This is a genomic window from Halomonas profundus, from assembly GCF_020865425.1.
In the GTDB taxonomy this organism is placed as follows: Bacteria; Pseudomonadota; Gammaproteobacteria; order Pseudomonadales; family Halomonadaceae; genus Vreelandella; species Vreelandella titanicae.
In genome coordinates this window covers 753091-777546 of sequence record NZ_CP086344.1, presented here as the reverse complement: position 1 = coordinate 777546, position 24456 = coordinate 753091, and the positions used below count along the sequence as shown (strand labels likewise).

20 protein-coding genes and 3 tRNA genes are annotated in these 24456 nt (G+C 56.7%); 3 read left to right on the top strand and 20 right to left on the bottom strand.

Annotated features, from left to right (window positions below; genetic code table 11):
* Positions 1 to 4 precede the first annotated feature (4 nt).
* The 11 genes from zipA to ccmA form a co-directional block, all read right to left on the bottom strand.
* Positions 5 to 1843, bottom strand: coding sequence for a cell division protein ZipA (gene zipA, locus LMS44_RS03640; protein WP_159176101.1), 1839 nt, complete (start codon positions 1841 to 1843; stop codon positions 5 to 7).
* Between the two features lie 640 nt (positions 1844 to 2483).
* Positions 2484 to 5978, bottom strand: a complete 3495-nt coding sequence (smc, locus tag LMS44_RS03635) for a chromosome segregation protein SMC (RefSeq protein ID WP_230804902.1) — start codon at positions 5976 to 5978, stop codon at positions 2484 to 2486.
* 24 nt (positions 5979 to 6002) lie between these two features.
* Positions 6003 to 7241, bottom strand: coding sequence for a c-type cytochrome biogenesis protein CcmI (ccmI, locus tag LMS44_RS03630; protein ID WP_039858736.1), 1239 nt, complete (start codon positions 7239 to 7241; stop codon positions 6003 to 6005).
* Positions 7238 to 7708 carry a cytochrome c-type biogenesis protein gene (locus tag LMS44_RS03625; RefSeq protein ID WP_039858734.1) on the bottom strand — a complete coding sequence of 157 codons (471 nt, stop codon included), beginning with the start codon at positions 7706 to 7708 and terminating at the stop codon, positions 7238 to 7240. The genes ccmI and LMS44_RS03625 overlap by 4 nt, the downstream gene beginning before the upstream one ends.
* On the bottom strand, positions 7699 to 8226 hold the full coding sequence (locus LMS44_RS03620; RefSeq protein WP_041157622.1) for a DsbE family thiol:disulfide interchange protein: 528 nt from the start codon (positions 8224 to 8226) through the stop codon (positions 7699 to 7701). The genes LMS44_RS03625 and LMS44_RS03620 overlap by 10 nt, the downstream gene beginning before the upstream one ends.
* Entirely contained in the window at positions 8223 to 10256 is a 2034-nt protein-coding gene (locus tag LMS44_RS03615; RefSeq protein ID WP_022519954.1) for a heme lyase CcmF/NrfE family subunit, read from the bottom strand. The genes LMS44_RS03620 and LMS44_RS03615 overlap by 4 nt, the downstream gene beginning before the upstream one ends.
* 52 nt (positions 10257 to 10308) lie before the next feature.
* Positions 10309 to 10818 carry a cytochrome c maturation protein CcmE gene (ccmE, locus tag LMS44_RS03610; RefSeq protein WP_230804904.1) on the bottom strand — a complete coding sequence of 170 codons (510 nt, stop codon included), beginning with the start codon at positions 10816 to 10818 and terminating at the stop codon, positions 10309 to 10311.
* Positions 10815 to 11006 (bottom strand): heme exporter protein CcmD, encoded by a 192-nt coding sequence (gene ccmD / locus LMS44_RS03605; RefSeq protein WP_022519956.1) that lies wholly within the window; start codon positions 11004 to 11006, stop codon positions 10815 to 10817. Before ccmD ends, ccmE begins: the two co-directional genes overlap by 4 nt.
* A complete protein-coding gene (locus LMS44_RS03600) occupies positions 11006 to 11773 on the bottom strand; it encodes a heme ABC transporter permease (RefSeq protein ID WP_230804905.1) in 768 nt (255 codons plus the stop codon). The genes ccmD and LMS44_RS03600 overlap by 1 nt, the downstream gene beginning before the upstream one ends.
* Positions 11774 to 11787: 14 nt before the next feature.
* Positions 11788 to 12456, bottom strand: coding sequence for a heme exporter protein CcmB (gene ccmB, locus LMS44_RS03595; protein ID WP_223828158.1), 669 nt, complete (start codon positions 12454 to 12456; stop codon positions 11788 to 11790).
* A gap of 125 nt (positions 12457 to 12581) precedes the next feature.
* The gene (gene ccmA, locus LMS44_RS03590; RefSeq protein WP_190373954.1) at positions 12582 to 13202 is read right to left on the bottom strand and encodes a cytochrome c biogenesis heme-transporting ATPase CcmA; all 621 of its coding nucleotides are present in this window, start codon (positions 13200 to 13202) and stop codon (positions 12582 to 12584) included.
* Positions 13203 to 13399: 197 nt separating this feature from the next.
* Here ccmA and LMS44_RS03585 point away from each other — a divergent pair, with 197 nt between their 5' ends.
* Positions 13400 to 13780 (top strand): LexA family protein, encoded by a 381-nt coding sequence (locus tag LMS44_RS03585; protein ID WP_230804907.1) that lies wholly within the window; start codon positions 13400 to 13402, stop codon positions 13778 to 13780.
* Positions 13780 to 14406 carry an IMPACT family protein gene (locus LMS44_RS03580; RefSeq protein WP_022519960.1) on the top strand — a complete coding sequence of 209 codons (627 nt, stop codon included), beginning with the start codon at positions 13780 to 13782 and terminating at the stop codon, positions 14404 to 14406. The genes LMS44_RS03585 and LMS44_RS03580 overlap by 1 nt, the downstream gene beginning before the upstream one ends.
* 230 nt (positions 14407 to 14636) lie before the next feature.
* Here LMS44_RS03580 and LMS44_RS03575 read toward each other — a convergent pair whose 3' ends face one another.
* The 3 genes from LMS44_RS03575 to LMS44_RS03565 all read right to left on the bottom strand — a co-directional run bounded on the left by LMS44_RS03575 (position 14637) and on the right by LMS44_RS03565 (position 18133).
* A complete protein-coding gene (locus LMS44_RS03575; RefSeq protein ID WP_022519961.1) occupies positions 14637 to 15959 on the bottom strand; it encodes a sodium ion-translocating decarboxylase subunit beta in 1323 nt (440 codons plus the stop codon).
* A 10-nt stretch (positions 15960 to 15969) separates the two neighbouring features.
* Entirely contained in the window at positions 15970 to 17784 is a 1815-nt protein-coding gene (oadA, locus tag LMS44_RS03570) for a sodium-extruding oxaloacetate decarboxylase subunit alpha (protein ID WP_230804909.1), read from the bottom strand.
* Positions 17785 to 17875: 91 nt separating this feature from the next.
* Entirely contained in the window at positions 17876 to 18133 is a 258-nt protein-coding gene (locus LMS44_RS03565; protein WP_022519963.1) for an OadG family protein, read from the bottom strand.
* A gap of 159 nt (positions 18134 to 18292) precedes the next feature.
* Here LMS44_RS03565 and LMS44_RS03560 point away from each other — a divergent pair, with 159 nt between their 5' ends.
* Positions 18293 to 19288, top strand: a complete 996-nt coding sequence (locus tag LMS44_RS03560; protein ID WP_223828023.1) for a tRNA dihydrouridine synthase — start codon at positions 18293 to 18295, stop codon at positions 19286 to 19288.
* 173 nt (positions 19289 to 19461) lie between these two features.
* On the opposite strand, the gene LMS44_RS03555 is transcribed toward LMS44_RS03560, so the two are convergent.
* The 6 genes from LMS44_RS03555 to alaS all read right to left on the bottom strand — a co-directional run bounded on the left by LMS44_RS03555 (position 19462) and on the right by alaS (position 24382).
* A tRNA-Arg gene (locus tag LMS44_RS03555) sits at positions 19462 to 19538 on the bottom strand.
* A gap of 142 nt (positions 19539 to 19680) precedes the next feature.
* A tRNA-Arg gene (locus tag LMS44_RS03550) sits at positions 19681 to 19757 on the bottom strand.
* A gap of 56 nt (positions 19758 to 19813) precedes the next feature.
* Positions 19814 to 19906 (bottom strand) — tRNA-Ser (locus LMS44_RS03545).
* A 133-nt stretch (positions 19907 to 20039) separates the two neighbouring features.
* Positions 20040 to 20228, bottom strand: a complete 189-nt coding sequence (gene csrA / locus LMS44_RS03540) for a carbon storage regulator CsrA (RefSeq protein ID WP_007111501.1) — start codon at positions 20226 to 20228, stop codon at positions 20040 to 20042.
* Positions 20229 to 20422: 194 nt separating this feature from the next.
* Positions 20423 to 21673 (bottom strand): aspartate kinase, encoded by a 1251-nt coding sequence (locus tag LMS44_RS03535; RefSeq protein ID WP_009286781.1) that lies wholly within the window; start codon positions 21671 to 21673, stop codon positions 20423 to 20425.
* A gap of 99 nt (positions 21674 to 21772) precedes the next feature.
* Entirely contained in the window at positions 21773 to 24382 is a 2610-nt protein-coding gene (alaS, locus tag LMS44_RS03530) for an alanine--tRNA ligase (protein ID WP_230804911.1), read from the bottom strand.
* Between the last annotated feature and the right edge of the window lie 74 nt (positions 24383 to 24456).

Sequence of the window (24456 nt, the reverse complement as noted above, 5' to 3'; positions counted from 1 at the left end):
ACGATTAGCGGGCTTGCAGTTGACGATGCAGGCGATGGCGGCGCTCAAACTCACGCACCCGCTGGCGGGCAAACTCGATCGTTTGTGCGGTCATCACGCTGCGGTTTTCGTCTTTTAGCTCGCCGCCCATATGGCGAACCACCACCATGGCGGTTTCTACCATCGCCTCAAAGGCAGCGGCGCTATCGATGGCGCCAGGTAGCGGCATCAACAGCGTGATACCGGGCGTCATAAACTCACCCATCTCTTCAATGGGGAAAGTACCCGGTTTAACCACATTCACCATCGAGAACTGAAGCTCACTAGCATCGCTCTCGGTTTCAAAGCGGTGGAAAACACCCATTTCACTGCTGTAGCGCAAACCGCACACCATCATCAGCTCAAGTAGTTTGGTGCCATCGAAGCCTTCTGGATCACGGGACAGAACGCTAATCACCACGACTTCTTCGGCATTGGACAGCGTCTCTTTAGCGTGTTCACCGTTCACATCATGGCGCAGAGCTTTTTCTAACGTTGGGTGTACGCGGACTCGCTCGTTCATCCCACGCTCGCCGGCCGTTTGGCCGTCATAAGCGTCTGCCTCGAAGCTTTCTTCAAAACCTTCTTCGTGGGCTGCATACTCATGGCTTGCGTAGCGACGCGCCTCTTCATCGGCAGCATGCTGCTGGGCGGCTAGCCTTTCGGCGGCAGCCGCTTCTTCACGAGCTTGGGCCTGCTCTTGAGCAAGGCGGGCACGCTCTGCGTCAGCGGCTTCTTTGGCTTCACGCTTCTGCTCTGCTTCCAGCGCTTTGCGCTCGGCCTTCTGTTGGGCCAAGGCTTGATCACGCACCGCTTTCTCAGCTTTTTTGCGCTGCTTCTCTTTACGCCGCGCAATCAAACGACGCTTCAGCGAGCGCCCCATGCCTTCAAAGTCGACCAGGCGATACTCATCAACTTCGTCATCATCCAACTCGTCGTATTCGCCCGCGGTATCAGAACGCAACTGACGCCGTTTCGGCGAATGCTCATTGGCGTGTTTAGCAAATACTGCATCTTCTGGCTCAGCCCGCAGCACAGGCTCCTGGGTGTGCTCTGGTTCCTGCTGAGTGCGAGGCTGTGCCGCCATTTCGCTGTCTGTTTCAGTGGCAGCTGCGTCACTGGCGGTGAACGAGATAGCATCTGAAGCAGCAGGTTGAGACGCTTCAACGTTCTCTTCTGCCACCGGAGAGCTAGGCGTTGCAGCAGAAGACGCAGGCTGCTCAATTTGTGGTTCCGGCTGCGAAGGTGCTGTCGCCTTGACCTGCGGCCTCTCGGTTTGAGGAGAGCCAGCTTGAGGAGAACCAGTTTGTGCAGAGTCAGTCATTGAGATACTGGGCTCGCGGCGCTCATGTTCAGTGGGCGCATTGTGGGCAGCATAACTAGCAGAAGACGTCGCCGCAGAAGTGACTGGCGGCTCTGTCTTAACGGCTACGCTTGGTGCTGGCTTAGCAACTGATGCTGCTTTATCGAGTTTATCTGCCTTATCAGCTTTGCGCTTGGCGGCTTTAGCAGAGGCGGAACGTCTAAACTCTGAAAGCACTCTAGAAGGCCCAGGATGCTCTTGACGTTCTAACTTTGGTTTATTACCTAAGCCACTATAGTCTGCGGGTTTAACAACTCGAGCACCGCCATTTGGAAGTTCCCAATTGATCTCCGCAGCTTTAGCAGCCTCCTCGGGATCATCTAGCGAACTCCCGGATAGGTCTTTCTCCGCCTGATCCAGACGGGGTACACGACGCTGCCGTTGAAGTCTTCGCACACCGTCAATAACGATGAGCGATACCAACGCCAGCCCTAAAATGATTAGCCACTCTCTTAGTTCCATGTCGAACGTTCCATGGTCGTCTTGCCGGTTGCTAAGGCACGGTGTCTAAAATGTCATGCCTGAATATAGGTAACGGCTATTGAATAATTACCTGCTATCAATAAAGCCAAGCATAGCGCGATTACTACCAAAAGGGCCAATTTTTGCTGCATTTAACGCGATTTTCACGCCATGGCAGAATTCTGCCTCTCTTTAGGCCAGAGAAATCTGACCTTAACTTCAAACAAAAGTGCCGCAATCATTAGATCTAACATCTATAAATAGCTTTATAAAGGAATCCGAGAAGCAAGAAAAGCCGTTTTGACAACCGACACACCCGCCATTGCGTATTGCCTCTATAAGCCGTTTAACCATCTCAAGCGCGCTATTAGTAGGGTTAATATAGTTAAGAAGAACGCTTTAGGACATTTTTTTACGCATTTTTCCAACAAAAAGTTTATCTACTTGGCGTTTGCCGCTTCAGCTTTGCTCACTCTACTATCGCCAATAGTGCTTTCGCTAACTCTGCTTTCGACAATAGCCTCCTTGGAAAAACGCTCTCAACAGAAGTGCTCTTCCAAGAACTCTGCTGCTTAGTCTTCGTTCTCCCAGGTCTCAATCAGAATGCTTTCACTGCTGCTTGGTAGGATAGGGAGTTAGTTTAATCGACCAGCGCCGCCGCTTCTTCAATACCCACCGAGACTAACCGCGATACGCCGGGCTCTTGCATGGTGACACCCATCAAGCGCTCGGCGGCTTCCATGGCAATCTTGTTGTGGGTGATGTAGATAAACTGAACGTTTTCAGACATCTCTTTCACCAGCCTGGCGTAACGGCCCACGTTGGCGTCATCCAAGGGGGCATCGACTTCATCCAGCATACAGAACGGCGCGGGGTTAAGCTGAAAGATCGCAAATACCAGCGACAGCGCAGTCAGCGCCTTCTCGCCGCCCGAGAGCAGATGAATGGTGCTGTTCTTCTTACCCGGCGGGCGGGCCATAATCGCCACGCCGGTTTCCAACAGATCATCGCCGGTTAGCGTTAGCCATGCAGCACCGCCGCCGAATACGCGAGGGAAAAGGGTTTGTAGCCCAGTGTTCACCTGATCAAAGGTTTCGCGGAAACGCACACGGGTTTCTTGATCGATACGCTTAATCGCCCTTTCGAGGGTTTCCAGCGCTTCGGTCAGCTCAGCATGCTGCGCTTCCAGATAATTTCGCCGCTCGGCCTGCTGGTCGTACTCCTCAATGGCAGCGAGGTTGATCGCCCCCAAGCGGCGAATTTTATCCGTGGTGCTTTCCAGGCGTTCCTGCCAACGGGTTTCCGTCGCTTCCTGGGGTAACTGTTCGGCAAGAGTCTCGACGTTATGACCAAGCTCAGCTAACTGCTCATCCTGGGTGGTGGCTTTAAGCGCCAGCGCCTGCACGTCCATGCGCCGCTGCTGGAGCTGCTCGCGGCTCTGTTCCAGGTTGCGCTCGTGCTGCTGGCGGGCAAGTTCATCGTTACGCAGCTGTTCTGCCAGTGCCTGAGCCTGCTGACGAGTGGCGTTTAAGCGCCCTTCCTGCTGCTCGCGCTGATGAAGCAGCTCTTCAAGCTCTTCACCGGCCAGCTCGTCGGGTTCGATCAGCATTTCCCGTGACTCTTCCAGCTCGGCAATCCGCAGCGAGAGCCGCTCTTCAGAGTCACTTGAACGCGCCTGCTGTGAGCGCAGACTATCGCGCTCGGCACTCAAGCGTTCACGCTCCAGCGCCAGCGCCTGCTGCTGCGCTTTGAGCGGGGCGTGCTGCTGGGTCAACTGGTCACGCGCTTCACGCTGCCGGTTGCGCTGTTCGGCGCTGGTTTCCCGCGCTTGCGCCGCGCTTTCCAACTGTTCCATCGCCACATGCCAGCGGGCACGCTGCTCGTCGATGGTAAGCGCCAACTCCGCCTCATCTTCTTGCAGCTGGGCAAGCTCTTCATCGAGTTCAGTGGCGCGACTCTCCAGATGTTCCAAGCGCTGGGCCAGGCTGCGCTCTTTTACCGCCAGCTGTTGCAGGGTGGCGGCGTGGGCGCGCTCCTGTTCGGCCTGCTGTTCACGGGCCTGTTCCAGGGTTTCAATGGTTTCACTGGCCGCTTCACACTGCGCTTCTGCCAGCGCCAGCGCCTCTTCTTCGCTTTCGCGCTGGGCGGTCAGTTCGGCGTAGCGGCGGCGCGTTAATAGCAGCCCGTCGATACCTTCGCCGTTGGCCTGCTGGTTCAGCCAGCCGCGGCCCAGCCAAACGCCATCCTGGCTTACCACGCTTTCGCCAGGTGCGAGGTGCGCTACCTGCGCCTCCGCTTGTTCTGCCGTTTGCGTATAGTGAATGCTCGCTAACCATTCACCCAACGCACCGGCGCCTTTGACCAAGCTGTCTAATCGCTGGCCAGAGGTTGAGGCGGCGGATGGTGTTTGATCAATCAGCCGCCACTCCGTGGCTAAGGCTTCAGGTAAAGCGGCCAGTTGGTGGCGGTTCACCAGGCGGGCATTGAGCCAAGGCGCGAGCAGCCAGGACACCAGCGTTTCCCAGCCGGGCTCAACCTGCAGTGCTTCGCCCAGTTGAGGGGCATCCGCTAAACCATACGCTTCTAAGGTCGTGCCAATAGCAGGATCGTGATCCACCAGGGCGGCATCAATCAACGCTTGAAGTGAGGCCAACTCACCCTGGCGCTGACTGAGTTCAGCGCGCTGATTGTCCCGCGTCTGAGTGGCCTGCTGGTAGGCTGCTTTAGCATCGCCGTAGCGCTGCTGCCATTGATCCCGCTGGGTTTGAAAACCTTCCGACTGCTCCTCGGCCTCGGTCAACTGCGCCTGGCACACAGCGTGCTCTTCACGCAGCGCGGTGAGATCGGCTACCTCGCTGCGCTGCTGACGGCGGCGCTGATTTTCCGCCTGTAAGCGCTGAATACGCTGTTCAAGGTCGCGCAACTGATCCTGGCTGCGATCCGCATCGCGGCTGGCATCCCGCCAGCGGGTTTCGGCATCGGCCCACTGCTGCTCGGCGGCTTCCAGTGCGGGAGATGCGTCGGCCAACGCCTGCTCCAGGCTTTCGAGCTGCTCCTCCAGCGCTTCGTGTTCGGGGAGCAGATCCTCAAAGCGCTCGTCAATGGCGGCTAAACGCTCCTGATCGCCTTCGCTAACGCGGCGCTGCTCGTCCAATTCGCGCCGAGCCGTGGCGATGTCGCTGGCCAGCTGGGTTTCACGGCTACGCCGGTGGGCCTGATCCTGTTCTAAACGGGCGATGCGCGTAGTGGTTTCAAAGAACTGCTGCTGATGGCGATCGAGCACCTCAGAAAGTTCGTCGTGCTGCTCCCGGGCCTGCTCCAGGCGGGTTTCGCACTGGCGGACGCCGAAGACATCTTTTTCTACCGCTATTTCCAATTCGCGAACGCGGCTCTCTTGATGCGATTGCTCGGAGCGCAGGGCGCGCCCGCGCAGCAGCGCCAGCTCGCCCTTGAGCCGATACTCCTGCTCCTTGAGATCCTGATAGCGTTTGGCGGCTTCGGCCTGACGCTTGAGGCGCTCTAGCTGTTTATCCAGCTCTTCGCGAATATCGTCCAGACGCTCCAGGTTCTCCTGGGTTCGCCGCATGCGGTTTTCGGTTTCCCGGCGGCGCTCTTTGTACTTGGAGATACCCGCGGCCTCTTCAAGCGTTGAGCGCAGATCGTCGGGGCGGGCTTCGATCAGCCGCGAGATCATCCCCTGGCCGATAATCGCGTAGGAGCGCGGCCCCAGACCGGTACCCATAAACAGGTCGGCGATATCGCGCCGACGGCATTTCTGGCCATTAAAGAAGTAGTTGGATTGTCCGTCGCGGGTGACCAAGCGCTTAACGGCAATTTCCGCGTACTGGGCGTAAACGCCGCCCATGCCGCCATCGCGGTTGTCGAACTTGAGTTCTATGGACGCCTGGCTGATCGGTTTACGGCCGGTGGAGCCGTTAAAGATAACGTCGGCCATGGATTCACCGCGCAGGGTTTTGGCGGATGACTCCCCCATCACCCAGCGCACGGCGTCAATAATATTGGATTTACCGCAGCCGTTGGGGCCTACGATGGCGGTCATATTGCCATCGAAGGGCACCGTGACGGGATCCACAAAGGACTTAAACCCGACTAAGCGAATCGACGTTAAGCGCATACCGAAGCGGCGTTCCTGTTGCGATTATTCAAAGACACGGTTAATCACCACTTCGGCCGCTTCGTCGTCTTCAATTGGCCCGATGCTGACGCTCTCAAGGTCACCAAACAGATCCCCGGGCTGGGGCGCTGCTTGGCCAGAAGGAGAAACACGCACCACTAAACGGGCTTCCTGTACCTGGGATATTTGCGCCTGGGGAGACATCGCGACACTGTTATCTAGCGTCACGGTCATAGGCAGCTCGGATACCTGTGCCCGCACCACGGCCAGGGGCGGTAACTCGCCCTCAATATCGCGGGCGGTAATAAAGACGCTGGCATCGCCATCTACGCGCCCGACGAGCTCCTCATCCAGCGAGACACGCACACGAATGCCGGTGCCCTCGGTGACGGCTTCTTCGGGTTCAATACCCAATCGCTCCTGAGCCACGCGAATGCCGTCGCGTAGCGAGGACACAGTGTTGGGATCCTCGATATTGGCAATCGCCCGGCGCCAGTGGTCAATAGCCTGCTCGTAATCGCCGTTGTCGAAGGCATTAATGCCCAGCAAGCCCAGCACGGTGGGCTGGCGGGGATCCTGCTCCAACGTCTCGTCGACCAACGCTTGTACTTCGTCGGTAAGCTCGCGCTCAGCCATAAAGAAACGAATTTGCGCCAACTGCGCAAGCAGCGGTGGAATGCGCCCTTCAATCTCGATCAGGCGCTCCAGGGCGTCCACGGCCTTGGGCATTTGTCCGGTTTCACGGTAGAGCGGAAACAGCTCGCTCCACACATTAGGGTTATCCGGCTGGCGTTCGGCCTGCTCCTCCATGCGCTCGATATACATGGCAAGCGATCCATCAGGGTCGTTCTGCACTTCTTGCTGCACGGCCAGTAGCACCAGGTCGCCCTCAGCGCCCTTTTGCTGATACCAAATAACGCTAACAGCGACCACAGCGAGCATCACCACAGGCACGACAATACGGCCGGCGCTGGCAGCCTTTAGCGGCCGACGCTCGCGAAAAGCAGTGTCTTCCAGCAGGCTGCGCTCGAGTTCCAGCCGGTCTTCCTCAAAGCGTGCGGCATCTATGTCGCCGCGTTCAAGAGCCGCTTCCAGTGACGCCAAGCGGCGCTTGAAAATCGCCACGTTCTGCTCGGCGGAGGTGTCGTTGGCTTCAAAATCGCGCTGCTGGTCATGCAGGGCACGCGCGTTTCTTAGCGGCGAAACCAGCAGCCACAGCGCGGGGAGCAGTAGAATGGCAATGGCTATCCAGAGCAGCGTCATGAAGACCCCTTACGGTTAGTCAGCGCGTCTATGCGCTGGCGTTCTTCGGCGCTCAACGCTTTAGCAGAGGCGTTACGGCGGGCGCGAATCATCAGCACAACCACCATCGCACCTAGCAACACCAGGGCGATGGGCAAGCCCCAAAGCAGGTAGGTACGGCTCTCTAAACGCGGGTTGTAGAGAATATATTCACCAAACCGCTGCACCATATGGTTGATAATTTCGATATCCGACTGCCCGTCTTGCAACAGTTGATAAACCCGCTCACGCATATCTGCCGAAATGGGTGCATCGGAATCGTTTATGGCTTGGTTTTCACACAGTGGGCAGCGCATGGAGGCGGTTAAATCGTGATAGCGCTTCTCCATGACCGGGTCGTCAAATTCGCGCAGTTCGATACCACCTGCCGCTGCACCAAACGCTATGACCAGCAGTAGTAGCGCTGCCATGGTTCGCATTAGCGCCATTTTTCCACCTCCGGAAGAATTCGCTCGCGCACGTCTTGCGGTGATACGTAGCCTTTATGGTGATAGCGAATGACCCCGTCGGCATCGACCAGGAATGTCTCCGGGGCGCCGTAGACGCCAAGATCAAACCCTAGCTCGCCTTCCGGATCAAAAATATTAACTTCAAACGGATCGCCAAATTCGCTGAGAAACTGCATGCCTTTCTCGCGGGTATCGCGGTAGTTGACCCCGACCATGCGAATGTCGTTATCAGCCAGTTCCAGCAGTTGCGGCATCTCCTGCTTACAGGCCGGACACCACTCGCCCCACACATTCACCAACGTCACCTCACCCTTTAACAGCGTTTGGTCAACGCGGCGATTCTCATCACGCAGCGTGCTGGCTTCAAAGGTCGGGAACTCCCGCGCCATCAGCGCTGAATCCCGCTGGGAGGGGTCTAGCGAGAGGCCTTGGTAAAAGAACAGCGCCAGGGCTAAAAAACACACCGGCAACAGTAATAGCAGTAGCCGTCGCTTCATGCAGTGGCCTCCCGTGCGCCATTTTGAGTACTGTTCTGAGTACTATCATCCTGGCTAGCCACTTTGGGCGCTTCACGGGTGGATGCGGTACGGCGGTAGCGCTTGTCGAGCACCGCCAATACACCGCCAAACGCCATTAGCAGTGCGCCCAGCCAGAGCCAACGGACGAACGGCTTATACTGCACCCGCATTGCCCAACTGCCATCGCCCAGGTTCTCACCCATGGCGACATAGAGGTCGCGGAACAGCCCTGGGCGCAGGGCCACTTGCGTCATCGGCATACCGGTGGCCAGGTAGAGACGCTTTTCGGGCCGCATGGTAAAGCTGCTGCCTGAGTCGCCGCGCTGCACTTGTAGAATCGAGGTGTCCGCCAGGAAGTTAGCGCCACGACGCTCGGTTAACTCGGTCATGGTGAACTGATAGCCCGCGACTTCGACCGTGGTGCCCGGCGACATGCGCACGTTGCGCTCAATGTTGTAGTTGGACACTACCGTCACGCCGACGATAGTGACCGCAACACCTACGTGCCCCAGCACCATGCCCCAATAAGCCAGGGAGAGCTTACGAACACCGGCCAAAAACGAACTGGCGTGGCGGGTTTTATCGAATACATCACGCACCATCGGCAGCACAATCCACAGTGCAGAGACAATGCCCAGGGAGACAAACAGGTTCCACTCGCCACGGTACAGCAGCGGCATTAATATGCCGATCACCAATGCGGCCACACCGGCTAACCACAGTTTACGAATCAGGTCGCGTGCCGCCATGCTCTTCCAGCGCGTTACCGAGCCAAGCCCCATAAAGATACACATCAACACGGTAAGCGGCACAAACAGGGTATTAAAGTAAGGCGGGCCCACGCTGATTTTCCCCAGCCCCAGAGAATCCAGAATCAGCGGATAGACGGTACCCAGTAGCACGGTGACGGTCATAATCACCAGAAAGATATTATTAACCAGCAGCAGCGCATCCCGGGAGAGCCAGTTAAACCCCACCTTATGACTTACCCGCGGAGCGCGCAGGGCAAACACCAGCAGCGACAGCGTTACCGTAATGGCCAGCAGCATCAGGATAAAGAAACCGCGGGCCGGGTCGTTAGCGAACGCATGCACCGAGGTCAGCACCCCAGAGCGCACCAGGAAAGTGCCCATTAGCGACAGCGAGAAGGTCGAGATCGCCAGCAGCACGGTCCAGCTTTTAAACGAGCCGCGCTTCTCGGTGACCGCGAGTGAGTGAACCAGTGCGGTTCCCGTCAGCCAGGGCAGCAGTGAAGCGTTTTCGACCGGATCCCAGAACCACCAGCCACCCCAGCCAAGCTCGTAATAGGCCCACCAACTGCCTAACGCGATACCCACGGTCAGGAATGCCCAGGCCAGATTCGTCCAGGGCCTTGCCCAGCGCGTCCAGGCCGCGTCTAAACGACCGCCCATCAGCGCTGCAATGGCAAATGCAAAGACCACGGAAAAGCCCACATAGCCCATGTAGAGCATCGGCGGATGCACCACTAGCCCGAAGTCTTGCAACAGCGGGTTAAGGTCGGCGCCATCCTGGGGCATACCGGGCAGTAGCCGCTCGAAGGGGTTCGATGTCATCAGAATAAACAGTAAGAAGCCGACGCAAACCATACCCATCACGCCCATTACTCGCGCGACCATATCCCGCGGCAGGTTGCCGGTAAACAGGCTGGCCGCACACCCCCAGCCCGCGAGCATAAAGCTCCACAGCAGCACCGACCCTTCATGGTTGCCCCACACCGCGCTGAACTTGTAGTACCACGGCAGCAGCGAGTTGGAGTTGTTGGCCACGTTCGCCACGCTAAAGTCGTCCAGCATATAGCTGGCGGTCAAACAGGCGTAGGCAATGGCAATGAACACAAACTGCCCCACCGCCATGGGCTGACCATAGGCCATCCACAGCGGGCGCCGGGTGGCCGCACCGGCCAGCGGCATCACGGCCTGCACCGCCGCCATCAGCAGCGCGATAATGAGGGCAAAGTGGCCAATTTCAGGAATCATTTTGATAAACATGTGCGCTCCGAACCAGCACTGGCGGTAAGGCAAGGCGGTTAAACTGTGGGTCTTAGTATTCGCTTGCTTGGGGTACGCCTTCTTCGTCCAGGCGTTTACCCACTTCCGCGGCTTTGGCCTGGTAGTCGGCTGGCGAATAGCCCGCCTCTTCAAGTGCCTGGGCGACTTCAGGGGGCATATAGTTCTCATCGTGGCGCGCAAGCACTTTATCGGCGTACAAACGACCATCGGACTGAAGCTCTCCGATCACTACCACGCCTTGGCCTTCGCGGAACAAGTCGGGCAGGATGCCGCTGTAGTAGACCTCCAGGTCATCAACGTAATCGGTGACGACAAACTCGACGTCCAGGCTCTCGGGGTCACGGGATACTGAACCCTCTTTCACCATGCCACCGGCGCGAATCTGCCGCTCGATGGGCGCGTCGCCCTGGGCGATCTGTACCGGGCTGAAAAACAGATTGATGTTAGCGCGCAGCGCGTACAGGGTCAGCCCCACGGCAATCGCGGCCAGCGACACAAGGCCCAGGATAATAAAGAGTTTCTGTTTACGTTTAGGCGTCATTGGGCGTTTCCCCTTGCGCTGTTTGCGCGTCTTGCACGGCGTTTCAAGCCTTTGATCAATTGGCGCTGTTCAGCACGCGCATGCCATACGGTGGCGAGCAGCAGTAGCGCTGTCACGCCCCAGGCAGACCACACATAAGGCGCGTGACCACCCATGGCGAGAAATTCGGAAAATGAGTCAAACGCCATTAGCGAGCCTCCTCTGCCGGTAGTTCCACCACTTGGCCGGTCACCAATTCCTGTACCCAGCGTTTGTTAGCTTCGCGGCGCAAAATTTCACTGCGTGTGCGCATCAGCGTTAAGGCAATGAAAAAGCAGTAGAAACCCAGCACCATAATGACCAGAGGCAGCCACATTTCAGTAGGCATGGCCGGGCGCGAGGTCAGCGTAAATGAAGCGGGCTGGTGCAGGGTGTACCACCAGTCCACCGAGTATTTGATGATGGGAATATTGATCACCCCCACCATGGCCAGCACCGAGGCTGCCCGTGAGGCGCTATCGCGGCTGGTAAAAGCCCCACGCAGAGCAATTACGCCCAAGTACAAAAACAGCAAGATCAGCATTGACGTTAGCCGTGCATCCCACATCCACCAGGTTCCCCAAGTGGGTACACCCCATACGGCACCGGAAAACAGCGCGACAAAGGTCATAGCTGCGCCAAGAGGCGCCATCACCGCCGCCGCCATATCGGCGACTTTAATTTTCCAGACCATAAACACCAGGCCGGAAACCGCCATGGCAATGAAGATAGACTGAGCCAAAAAGGCCGCCGGCACATGGACGTAAATAATTCGGAAGCTATTACCCTGCTGGTAATCCGCTGGCGCAAACGCCAACCCCCACAGCGAGCCAGTGACGATCAACAGCGCCGCCGCGGCCCAAAACCAGGGCTGTAATTTGGCACTAATGCCGTAGAACCACTTGGGTGATCCCAGCTTATGTATAAAGGCCCACATAGCGTGTCCTGTCCTTAACCGTTAATACTGATACGCAGCGATGCGGCAATCGCCCACGGCGCCAACATGAGTGAGGCGGCGAGCAGCGCGCCCAGGATAGCCAGGTGTGCGGAGACACCCTCTCCAAAAATGGCCGCCTGCACCGCGCCTGCGCCAAAAATGAGCACCGGGATATACAACGGCAGCACCAGTAGCGAGAGCAGCACTCCACCCCGTGCCAAGCCAACGGTTAACGCCGCACCGATGGCGCCAATCAAACTCAAGCTTGCCGTACCCAGGGCAAGCGACAGCGCCAGCACGGCGTAGCTGCCCGCTGGCAGCGCCAGCATAATACCCAATATCGGCGCCATCAGCGCCAACGGTAGGCCTGTCAGCAGCCAGTGCACGGCCACTTTGGCCAAACTTAGCGCGACTAACGGCTGCGGCGCCAATAGCAGTTGCTCCAGACTACCGTCGTCATAATCGCTGCGAAACAGGCTGTCTAATGAAAGCAGCGCGGCTAACAAAGCTGCGACCCACAGCAAACCTGGAGCAATCACCGCTAACAGCTCAGGGTCGGGCGAAATAGCGATCGGGAACAGCGTGATCACCAGGGCAAAAAACACCAGTGGATTGAGCACTTCGCCACGGCGTCTCAGCAATAGCGTTAAGTCACGCACTAGCGTGGCCTTCACTGCGGTCATTAACCCACCATTATGCTCACGCAGTGGCACTGCTGAAACCTGTTGAGCGGTCTCCGAACTTTGTGAAGAGCCGTGTGAAGAGCTATTTGAAGCGCCATGTAAAGAGCTGTGCAACCCTTTCTCCTTTACCCTAGGGATATCCGTCTGAGCAACGGTGAAGCGGTTAACTCGTGGTGTGTCGTTACTAACACACAGCCCCCCGCCTGAGCGTGGGCAACCAGCTGTCTTTCTAGATCAGCGACGCCGTGGCGATCAATCGCGGTGAAAGGCTCATCCAGTACCCATAGGGCGCGCAGCGTTAACGTTAAGCGCGCCAGGGCAACACGGCGCTGTTGCCCTGCTGAGAGTTGCCCTGCGGGCACATCTTCAAAGCCTGCCAACCCAACCCGTTCAAGAGCTTCCAGGCGCTGATCTTCATTACCACTTTCCCCGCTTAACGCCTGATACCAGGCTAAATTTTCTAACGGGGAAAGCCCTGACTTAATGCCCGGTGCATGTCCTAAATAGAGCAAATTCGCGAGAAAATGTTCACGTGCTTCGTTCATCGCAGCGCCATTCCAGAACAGTTCGCCCTGGTAGTCACTGAGCTGGCCGGAGAGAATTTTCAGAAGGCTGGTTTTACCACTACCATTGGGCCCTTCAATTCGCACTATCTCGCCGCTGCGAACCTCCAGATCTAACCCTTGAAACAGCCAGCGGTCATCGCGTTCACAGGCAAGCTGGCGGGCTTGTAGACACAGGCTCAAGCGTCTCTCCTGGCATATTGATTTCGCGTCGAACTCTACACGTAAAGCCCCTTTCTCGCCACTCACACAATGCGGCGCTGGGTCGCAGCGTGATCTTCATCAATATGTCGTGAGAGCAATTATCTCTGGCACTGTATGCAAAAACAGGTCTACAATGAAAACCACTGTATGAAAGAACATGCAATGGAGATTCTTTGATGACCCTATCGATGGCAGCACCTACCGTTACGTTTGGCCGTAGACAACCGGCACCGCACCCTTACGCAATGGCGCCTAGCATTACCCGACGCAATACCTATGCACTCAAAGTGCGTGGCAATGCACTGTGTGATTGCAACTTGTTCGATGGCGATGTCATTATTATCCGGCGCTATCAACACGATACCCAGACAGAAACTGCCGTTGCCGAAATAAACCAGCAAACGATCGCCTTGAGGCAGCTCTCTATCAGCCGCTTTGGCGTAGAGCTATGGCCAGAAGATACTTTGCAGCCAGCGCTATTTTTGCACAACCGGGATATTCAGGTACTCGGCATGGTAATGGGTGTGAAAAGTGAGACTACCTTTACGGAGCATTAATGCGCTATCGGGTTCCCGAGTTACCCACAGGGTCATGGCACACGGCTGACATTGAAGTAGAAAAGAGCCAATTTATCACCTGGATCTGCCACGCTCCCGATATCAACGCATTCACTACTCTGCTGAATGCGGCGAAAACCGCGCATCCTAATGCCAGCCACCACTGCACTGCCTACATTGCCGGGCCACCCGGCGAGCAAAATCTGATTGGCTTTTCCGATGATGGCGAGCCTGGCGGCACCGCTGGCCGCCCCATGTATCAGGTTCTCCAGGGGAGCCAACTGGGCCAGATTGGCTGTGTGGTCATTCGTTATTTTGGCGGTACAAAGCTCGGCACCGGTGGCTTAGCCCGCGCCTACGCTCAGGCGGTTAGCCATGCCCTTGAGACACTCGCTACCCGGGAAGTGGTTGAGCGCGACACCTACACCCTGCGCCTTACTTTTGCCAATGAAGCGATTGCCCGCGCCTGGTGCGAAGAGCACGACATCCCTATTGAGCAAGCCGACTACGATGGTGATGGCGTTCGCCTGACCATTGGCTGGCCACGGGACTGCCCGCTTGACCTTGCCCCGCTAGAAAACCGCTTGAAGAGTGCTATTGAGGTTCTCTCTGCACCAAAGGCATAACGCAGCAGATGAAAGGGCCCCATATGTCATTGCGAGGAGCTTGCGACGCGGCAATCTCGTTCTGCGGTGGCAAACAAACCGAGATCGCCGCGCTTCGCTCGCGATGACACTCACCGGCCATTGCGAGGAGCCTGCAACGAAGCAATCTCAAGCCTACCCTGAGAACCAACCCCAGATTGCTTCACTGCGTTCGCAATGACACCCCTATGTCGTTGATGGCAGAGGACTAGTTAACCCAGGTATTTAATCATTACCCCGGCCGCGACTGCCGACCCAATAACACCCGCCACGTTGGGGCCCATGGCATGCATCAGCAGGAAGTTATGTGGGTTGGACTCCAGCCCCACCTTATTCGCCACCCGCGCTGCCATAGGCACGGCGGAAACGCCCGCGGCACCGATCAATGGGTTGATGGGCATTTTGCTCACCAGGTTCATCAGCTTGGCCATCAATACCCCAGCGGCCGTGCCGATACCAAAGGCGACAATACCCAGACCTAATATCCCCAGCGTCTCAAATGCCAGGAAACTCTCGGCCATCAGTTTGGAGCCTACCGACAGTCCCAGGATAATCGTGACGATATTGATCAAGGCGTTTTGCGCGGTATCCGACAAGCGCTCGACTACGCCACACTCACGCATCAGATTACCAAAGCAGAACATACCGAGTAGCGGTGCCGCATCGGGCAGAAACAGCGCGACCAGAATCAGCAGCATCAGCGGGAAGATGATTTTTTCCAGCTTGGAGACCGGCCGCAACTGGGTCATCTTGATTTGACGCTCTTTATCGGTGGTCAGCAGACGCATGATGGGCGGCTGTATCAGCGGCACCAACGCCATATAGGCGTAGGCAGCCACCGCGATAGCACCCAGCAGCTCCGGCGCCAGCACGCTGGAGACGTAGATGGAGGTCGGGCCATCCGCCCCGCCAATAATACCAATGGCGGCGGCCTGATTGAGCGAGAAATCCATGATGCCCATCGAGGTGAGCGCCACGGCACCAAACAAAGTGGCAAAAATGCCAAACTGAGCGGCCGCACCTAAAAACAGCGTGCGCGGATTGGCCAGCAGCGGACCGAAGTCGGTCATGGCGCCCACACCCATAAAGATAATCAGCGGGGCGATACCTGAACCAATTGCTACTTTATAGAAGTTGTAAAGCATGCCATCGCTATAGCCGACGCCCACGGCGATATCACGTGCGGCACGCACCTGATCCGGTGCGACGCCATCGTGGGCTATCACTTTTAACGATTCACGCCAGGCTTCCGCATTCGCTAACGGATCCAGCGTCGCGCCCAGCGCTGCCGCTATCTGCTGTAGCACTGCGGGTTTCGCCACCTCGATCGCTTGGTCTAGCGCTGAAATCGCCAACCCTGCTTCGGGAATATTGGCCAGAATGCCGCCAAAGCCAATCGGCACCAGCAGCAGCGGCTCAAACTTCTTATAAATGGCCAGGTAAAGCAGCAGTAGCCCCACCATGATCATGACGGCTTGGCCAAGCTCAAGGTTATATAGCCCAGAGCCTTCCCATAACGTTACTAATTTATCCATTACTGGGCCCTTAGAGCTCGATCAGCGCATCGCCTACGGCTACGCTGTCGCCCTCGCTGACGTTAACCTTAGACACAGTGCCTGCGATACTGACACGCACTTCGGTTTCCATTTTCATCGCTTCAAGAATGATCACCACATCCCCTTCAGCGACTTTATCGCCAGGGCGAACATTAACCTTGAAGATATTGCCGGCCAGCGGCGCATCAATGCTCTCACCAGTGGGTGCAGACACTTCCTCTCTGGGGGCGCCAGTGCTGGCCGCCGTTTGCTCCTGCACTTCGCCCAGTTCACCACCTTCAGACACTTCCACCACGAAGGCTTTACCGTTGAGCTTAACGGTATAGGTTTCCGGGCCACTGCTAGCCACCGGCTCTTTGCTTTCCACCTTGGCGGGTGTCTTTTCAGCACTTGCGTCAGTTGCCTGGGGGGCAGGTTCAAAGGCGTCGGGATTGTCGCGGTTTTTAAGGAACTTCAAGCCGATCTGCGGGAACAGCGCGTAGGTCAGAACATCATCTACTTCGCGCTTGCCTTCGGCCAAGCGAATGCCTTCAGCGCTAGCCTTCTCTTTCAGTTCGGCAGCCAGCCTATCCATTTCCGGTGAGAGGTTATCCGCCGGGCGACAGGTAATCGGCTCGCCGCCTTCCAAGACGCGCTTTTGCAATTCGGCGTTGAAGGGTGCTGGGGCAGCACCATATTCACCTTTGAGCAGCGCCTGAACTTCCTTGGAGATCGACTTGTAGCGCTCGCCCATCATCACGTTCATGACCGCCTGGGTGCCGACGATTTGCGAAGTGGGCGTCACCAGCGGAATAAAGCCAAGATCTTCGCGCACGCGGGGAATCTCGCTTAGCACATCGTCCAGCTTATCGCCCGCGCCCTGCTCTTTGAGCTGGCCTTCCATGTTGGTCAGCATACCGCCGGGCACCTGAGCAATCAGGATGCGCGAATCAATACCGCGCAGCGAGCCTTCAAAGGCGGCGTACTTCTTGCGTACTTCGCGGAAGTAACCGGCAATATCTTCCAGCAGTTCAAGATCCAGACCGGTATCGCGGCCGGTGTCTTTCAGCATTGCCACCACTGACTCGGTGGGGCTGTGACCGTAGGTCATCGACATGGACGAGATCGAGGTATCGACGTTATCAATGCCTGCTTCCACTGCCTTCAAAATGGTTGAGGTAGAGAGGCCGGTGGTGGCGTGGCAGTGCAGGTGCACCGGAATCGATAGCTCTTTCTTGAGCCGGGTGACCAGATCGAAGGCCGTATAGGGCGTCAGTAGCCCCGCCATATCCTTGATAGCCAATGAATCTGCGCCTAAGCCAGCAATGGTTTTGGCGAGATCAACCCAGCTATCCAGGGTATGTACCGGGCTCACGGTGTAAGAGATGGTGCCCTGGGCGTGACCTTCGACGTTACGCACCGCCTGAATGGCGCGCTCTAAATTGCGCGGGTCATTCATGGCATCGAAAACACGGAAGACATCAACGCCGTTGGTTTTCGCCCGCTCGACAAACTTATCGACAACGTCATCGGCGTAGTGGCGGTAGCCCAGCAGGTTCTGACCACGTAGCAACATGGCCTGAGGCGTATTGGGCATAGCCTCTTTTAATGCACGAATGCGCTCCCACGGATCTTCGCCCAAATAGCGGATACAGGCGTCATAAGTGGCCCCACCCCAGGTTTCCAGCGACCAATAGCCAACGCGATCCAGTTTTTCGGCGATCGGCAGCATATCGTCCAGCCGCATACGTGTAGCGAATAGCGATTGATGGGCATCGCGCAGCACGACATCAGTAATGCCTAGAGGGCGTTTTATTTCGTTCATTGTCATGGCTCACAGTAGAGAGTTGTAAGTTTGTAGTAAAAATAACAAAAAAATAGCCACAAGAGGGCCAAAATGAAAAAAATCGAGAAAGTTAACGACGCCGGCTTGAGCGATAACGATGCACTGCAGCACTGATCACCGCCATGACCTCGTCATTTTGCGCAGAGGAACCCGAAGATGGCGACGATTTATTGCCCGTATTAACAGCCACAGGGGCGGGCTGAAAACGCCCAACAAGCTTCGACATCAGCGTAACGCTAATGACCAAAACAGTAAGAAAAACAAACACTACGCCCATACCGAGCGCCATCAACGCCAGCCCTTCTTGCAATAGTTCTAGATCCTGCATAAAGCGATCTCCTTGAAGCCCGGTGTCTTGAAGCACAGCTCAAGTACCATTTTTACGCACATCATGACGCCAATACGGTGAAAGGCGCTTGGCGCAGTAAGGGGAATGCACTAACCTGCCACACTCAGAATAGAATGCAATGGCGCGATAGTGGAAGTCATGGTTGTTAATTTACTACAAAACGGCAGAATCGGCCTAGCCCCGATGGAAGGGGTAATCGACGCCCTGACTCGTGATCTGCTGACCCGGCATGCCGGGTTCGACTGGACGGTCACCGAGTTTGTACGTGTGGTCGATGCGCGCCTGCCGCCAAGAGTGTTTTATAAACACTGCCCCGAGCTTGCGCAACCGCCTGTGGCCACACCAAGCGGCATTCCCGTGCATTTACAGTTACTGGGCTCTGACCCAGTCGCCCTGGCGGCTAACGCGCGCCAGGCGCTTAGCCTGGGCGCGGTGAGCGTCGATCTTAATTTCGGCTGCCCTGCCAAACTGGTTAACCGGCACGATGGCGGCGCCTCGCTGTTACGCCAGCCTGATCGCGTCTATAAGGCGGTTAAAGCCGTTCACGACGCTTTAGAGGGGGAAATCCCGGTAACCGCCAAGATTCGCCTGGGCTTCGCTAATCGCCGTTTAGCGGTGGCCTGCGCCCAAGCCACCGAAGCGGGCGGAGCAGCACAGCTGGTCGTTCATGCACGCACCCGAGACGAGGGCTACCGCCCACCGGCACACTGGGAGTGGATCGGCAAAATTCGCCGCCAAGTGAGCATCCCCGTGGTCGCCAACGGCGATATCTGGACACTGGAAGATTACTGGAAAGCCCGCACCCTGTCAGGGTGTCGCGACGTGATGCTGGGACGGAGCGCCCTGGCCGATCCTTGGCTGGCGCCACGCATTCGCCACTGGCTGCAAACCGGCGAGCGGCTACCTGAGAGTAGCTGGGCGATGCGCGCCAACGTGCTCAAAGAATACGCCGCTCTACAGCGTCAAAAGCTACCCGACCGCGTCGTGGTCTCTCTGGTAAAGCAGTGGCTTGCCCAAATGCGCCAAGGCAGCAGTGAAGCTGAACAGAATTTTCAGCGCGTAAAGCGCATCACCGAGTTAGACCAACTGCTCGACAGCCTTGTTGTCGACGAACAGCAAGCTGCAATGGCTTAGCCCTTCTTTCGCACCACCCCTTTAACAGGCAAAAAAAAGCGCCCTACCGCAAAGCGGGGGCGCTACAAACGATCGCAAGACCGGGGCGCGAGCGACTTCCGGTCAGGCTAGAAACTGGCGGTCAGACTGGAAACAGAAAACCCGCTCTCAATAAGAGAGCGGGTTTTGGAATCTGGCGCGCCCGGGAGGATTCGAACCTCCGACCCCCTGATTCGTAGTCAGGTACTCTATCCAGCTGAGCTACGGGCGCGTAACGTTTTACTAACGTTTACTTTTACTGCGACCAAGACTATTACAAATACTGATTAATGCAATTAGCCTCTGGTACAACTAACTTTAAATACAGCTAATCTCAAATACGATTAACCATAAATGCAGTCAGCATAAAAAGGTGGCGCGCCCGGGAGGATTCGAACCTCCGACCCCCTGATTCGTAGTCAGGTACTCTATCCAGCTGAGCTACGGGCGCATACCTTGTGACCATGCACTTTTTAACAAAGTAAAAGCACTTACTGGCCATGCGATTGGCGGAGAGAGAGGGATTCGAACCCTCGATAGGGCTATAAACCCTATACTCCCTTAGCAGGGGAGCGCCTTCAGCCACTCGGCCACCTCTCCTCAACGGCACGGCGCGAATATTACCGATTTAGTCTTCTTGTGTCTAGTCTTCTACGGATTTTTTTCGCACCGGCCATATCTTACATATAAGCTTACGCTTTAAGCATCGTTTCATCATGCGAGCTCGCAAGGCTTATTCCACTTCATTTTCACTGTTTCGTTCACGCTGAATACGCTGGTAAATCTCTTCACGGTGAACTGCCACATCTTTAGGCGCATTTACGCCGATACGTACTTGATTGCCTTTCACACCTAGCACGGTGACGGTGATTTCATCACCGATCATCAGCGTTTCGCCAACACGGCGAGTTAGGATGAGCATGGCTGATCTCCTTTTCAGACGTTTTATGCAACGGGATATGTCAGCCGGAGGCAACACCATGCCATTATGCGACATAGTGTTCCCTGTCACCAATGACTCCGGCTCCATGACACCTTATACCTCCCGTTGAAAGAAAGCTCACCACCACACGGCAGTAAGTACCCCTTCAGCGTAGAAGGTTTAAGGTATTAATGTTATTCAGATTCGATATCTGCCTTATCTAAACCAAAAGCTTTGTGTAATGCATTAACAGCAAGCTCCATATGCTTCTCATCAATCACGACCGAGATTTTAATCTCAGAGGTGGAGACCATACGGATATTGACGTTTTCGTCGGCTAGCACACGGAACATTTTCGACGCCACACCGGCGTGAGAACGCATACCGACACCCACTAAAGAGACCTTAGCAATATTGTCGTCGCCACGCAGCTCACCGCCGCCCAAATCAGGAATCACCGTCTCTTCAAGCAGCTTCTTAGTGGCTTTGTAATCGCCCTTAGCAACCGTAAAGGTAAAGTCGGTATAGTCTCCGGCCGGCGCCACGTTCTGCACGATCATGTCCACTTCGATATTGGCATCGGCAATGGGGCCTAGAATGCGTGACGCCACACCCGGCACGTCCGGTGTATTCAGCAGGGTTAATTTTGCTTCATTTTTGGTGAAAGCGATACCGGAGATCAGTGGTTCTTCCATAGCGTCCTCGTCTTGGTCGGCTTCTGCAACAATTAGGGTACCGGGGCCGTCTTCAAAGCTCGACAGCACCCGCAGGGGTACGTTGTACTTTCCGGCAAACTCTACCGCGCGGATCTGCAGCACTTTAGAGCCGAGACTGGCCAGTTCCAGCATCTCTTCCACGGTAATGCTCGTTAAGCGCTGGGCTTTGGAGCAGACGCGGGGATCGGTGGTGTATACCCCGTCAACATCGGTGTAAATCTGGCACTCATCGGCGCCTAGCGCGGCGGCTAGCGCCACCCCTGTGGTGTCAGAACCACCACGGCCCAGGGTGGTGATATTGCCGTCTTCATCGACCCCTTGGAACCCGGCCACAACCACTACCTGACCAGCGTCCAGATCGGCCTTGAGGTCTTCGGTTTCAATGCGCTGGATACGCGCCTTGGTATAGGCACTATCGGTATGAATACCTACCTGGGCGCCTGTGTGCGAAGTGGCTGGCACACCGATTTGCTGCAGCGCCATAGCGAGCAGTGAAATAGTTACCTGCTCGCCGGTCGACAGCAGCATATCCATCTCGCGCGGTGCGGGATCGTCGTTAAGCGCCTGTGCCATGTCCGTCAGGCGGTTGGTTTCGCCACTCATGGCGGAGACCACGACCACTACCTGATGGCCTTGATCGCGGAAGCCCTTAACCTTTTCCGCTACGGCCTTGATACGCTCGACAGAGCCCACCGAAGTGCCGCCGAACTTCTGTACGTATAGTGCCATATGCCGTTTTTCCTATGCGTTCGGGAATGGAGGGTGAAAGTGTCACAAGTTTTAAATAAATAATAAGGCCGGTGACAATAATGCCACCGGCCCAGAGGTTTAGCTAAGAACGTTTTCCAACCATGCTGGTACGCTCTTCAACGCATCCGGCAGGGCGTCGGGTTGACTACCTCCCGCTTGGGCCATGTCGGGGCGGCCACCGCCCTTCCCTCCTACCTGGGAGGCAACATGGTTCACCAGCTCGCCGGCTTTCACTCGGCCGGTCAGATCCTGGGTGACCCCAGCGATCAAACTCACTTTGCCCGCCGCCTGGTCGGCAACGCCGAGGATAATCACTCCAGAGCTTAGCTTGTTCTTAAGCTGGTCAAGGATGCCGCGTAAATCTTTGCCTGATACGCCATTCAGCTGCGTCGCCAGCAGCTTCACGCCATTGACCTCCTGCACCTGGCTGAGCATATCGCTACCCGCTGCACTGGCTAGTTTGGCCTTGAGCTGCTCAAGCTCTTTTTCCAGGCTACGGTTGCGCTCAACCAGTGATTCTACCCGCGCTTCGACCTGTTCAGGCTTGGTCTTCAAGCGCTCACCCAAGCGCTCGAGGCGGGCTTCCTGCTCGCGAAAGTGGGCCAGCGCATTTTCGCCGGTGATCGCTTCGATGCGGCGCACGCCAGAAGCAATGCCCACTTCGCTCATCACATGGCAGCAGCCAATATCACCGCTGCGTGCCACGTGGGTACCACCGCATAACTCGATCGAGAAGTCATCGGCCCCAATGGTCAGCACGCGCACGTTCTCGGCGTATTTGGCCTCAAACAGCGCTGCTGCGCCCTTGGCCTTGGCTTGATCCAGGCTCATCTGCTCGATCTTGGTCGGCGCATTAGCCAGAATCTGTTCGTTGACCAGCCGTTCGACTTCCGCCAGTTGCTCAGCGGTCATCGGCTCGAAGTGGCTAAAGTCGAAGCGCAGGCGCTCGGCGTTCACCAGCGAGCCTTTCTGCTGTACGTGATCACCCAGCACCATGCGCAGCGCTTTATGCAGCAGGTGGGTGGCTGAGTGATTGCGAATGGTGGCTGTGCGCAGGCTGGCATCCACTTCACCACGCACGCTTGCGCCAACGCTTAGCGAGCCTTCTACCATCATGCCCTGGTGAAGATGATGACCGCTCTGCTTTTGGGTATCAGTTACCTGGAAACGGCCGCCGTCGACATACAGGTAGCCGGTATCGCCCACCTGGCCGCCTGACTCGCCGTAAAACGGCGTGCGGTCTAGTACCACGACACCCTTCTGCCCCGCTTCCAGCGCTGCCAGTGGATTGCCCTCGCTGTCGACCAGCGCGGTTACCTTGGCCTGATCTTCCAAGCGGTCGTAGCCGGTAAAGGCAGTTTCGCCCTCCAACTCGATGGAGGCGGTGTAGTCGGCACCAAATTGGCTGGCCGCCCGTGCGCGTTCACGCTGGGCCTCTAACGCCTGCTGAAAGCCATCTTCGTCCAGGCTAACGCCACGCTCACGACAGACGTCGGCGGTAAGGTCGAAGGGAAAGCCGTAGGTATCATAAAGCTTAAACACCGTCTCACCCGGCAGCACCTTGCCATCCAACTCGGCCAGTGCCGCATTCAAGAGCCCCATACCGTGATCCAGGGTGCGTGCGAACTGCTCTTCTTCTTTCAGCAGTACACGGGCAATTTGATCGCTCGCTTCACGCAGTTCCGGATAAGCATCGCCCATCTCCGCATCCAGCGCCTCCACCAGCTTGTGGAAGAACGGCTCAACCGCGCCCAGCTTGTGGCCGTGACGAATTGCACGGCGAATGATCCGACGCAGGACATAGCCGCGCCCTTCGTTGGAAGGCAGCACGCCATCAGCAATCAGGAAGGCACAGGAACGGATATGGTCGGCAATTACGCGCAACGAAGGCGTAGCGGTATCAGGGTGCCCGGTCGCTTTCGCAGCGGCTTGCAGCAGGTTCTGGAACAGGTCGATCTCATAGTTGGAGTGGACGCCCTGCATGACAGCGGCGACACGCTCCAGCCCCATACCGGTATCGATGGAGGGCTTGGGCAGCGGGTTGAGCGTGCCCTGGGCATCGCGATCAAACTGCATGAACACCAGGTTCCAGATTTCGATATAGCGATCGCCATCCTCTTCCGGGCTGCCCGGCGGGCCACCCCAAACCTCAGGGCCGTGATCAAAGAAGATTTCCGAACTGGGGCCGCAGGGGCCGGTGTCGCCCATCTGCCAGAAGTTATCTTCATCCAGCTTGGAGAAGCGCTCAGGGTCGATGCCAATCTCATCTTTCCAGATGCGCTCAGCTTCGTCATCGCTGATGTGTACCGTTACCCACAGCTTGTCTTTGGGAAGTCCCAGCGTTTCGGTTAAAAACACCCAGGCAAAGCGAATGGCGTCGCGCTTGAAGTAGTCGCCAAAGCTAAAGTTACCCAGCATCTCAAAGAAGGTGTGGTGGCGTGCGGTATAGCCGACGTTGTCTAAATCATTATGCTTACCGCCCGCGCGAACGCAGCGCTGCGCAGAGGTGGCGCGCACGTAAGGGCGCGGATCGCGGCCTAGAAACACATCTTTAAACGGCACCATGCCGGCATTGGTAAACAGCAGCGTCGGGTCGTTGCCCGGCACTAATGAGCTGGTGGGTACAATCGTATGCCCCTGCTCTTCGAAGAAGGTGAGAAAGGCCTGTCTAATCTCTGCGCTTTTCATAGGGTATCCGTAACAAGAAAGCGTGATGTCCCAGGGCGCTGTTGCCGCTACCCTCAGGGGTCGCAAAGCAGCCA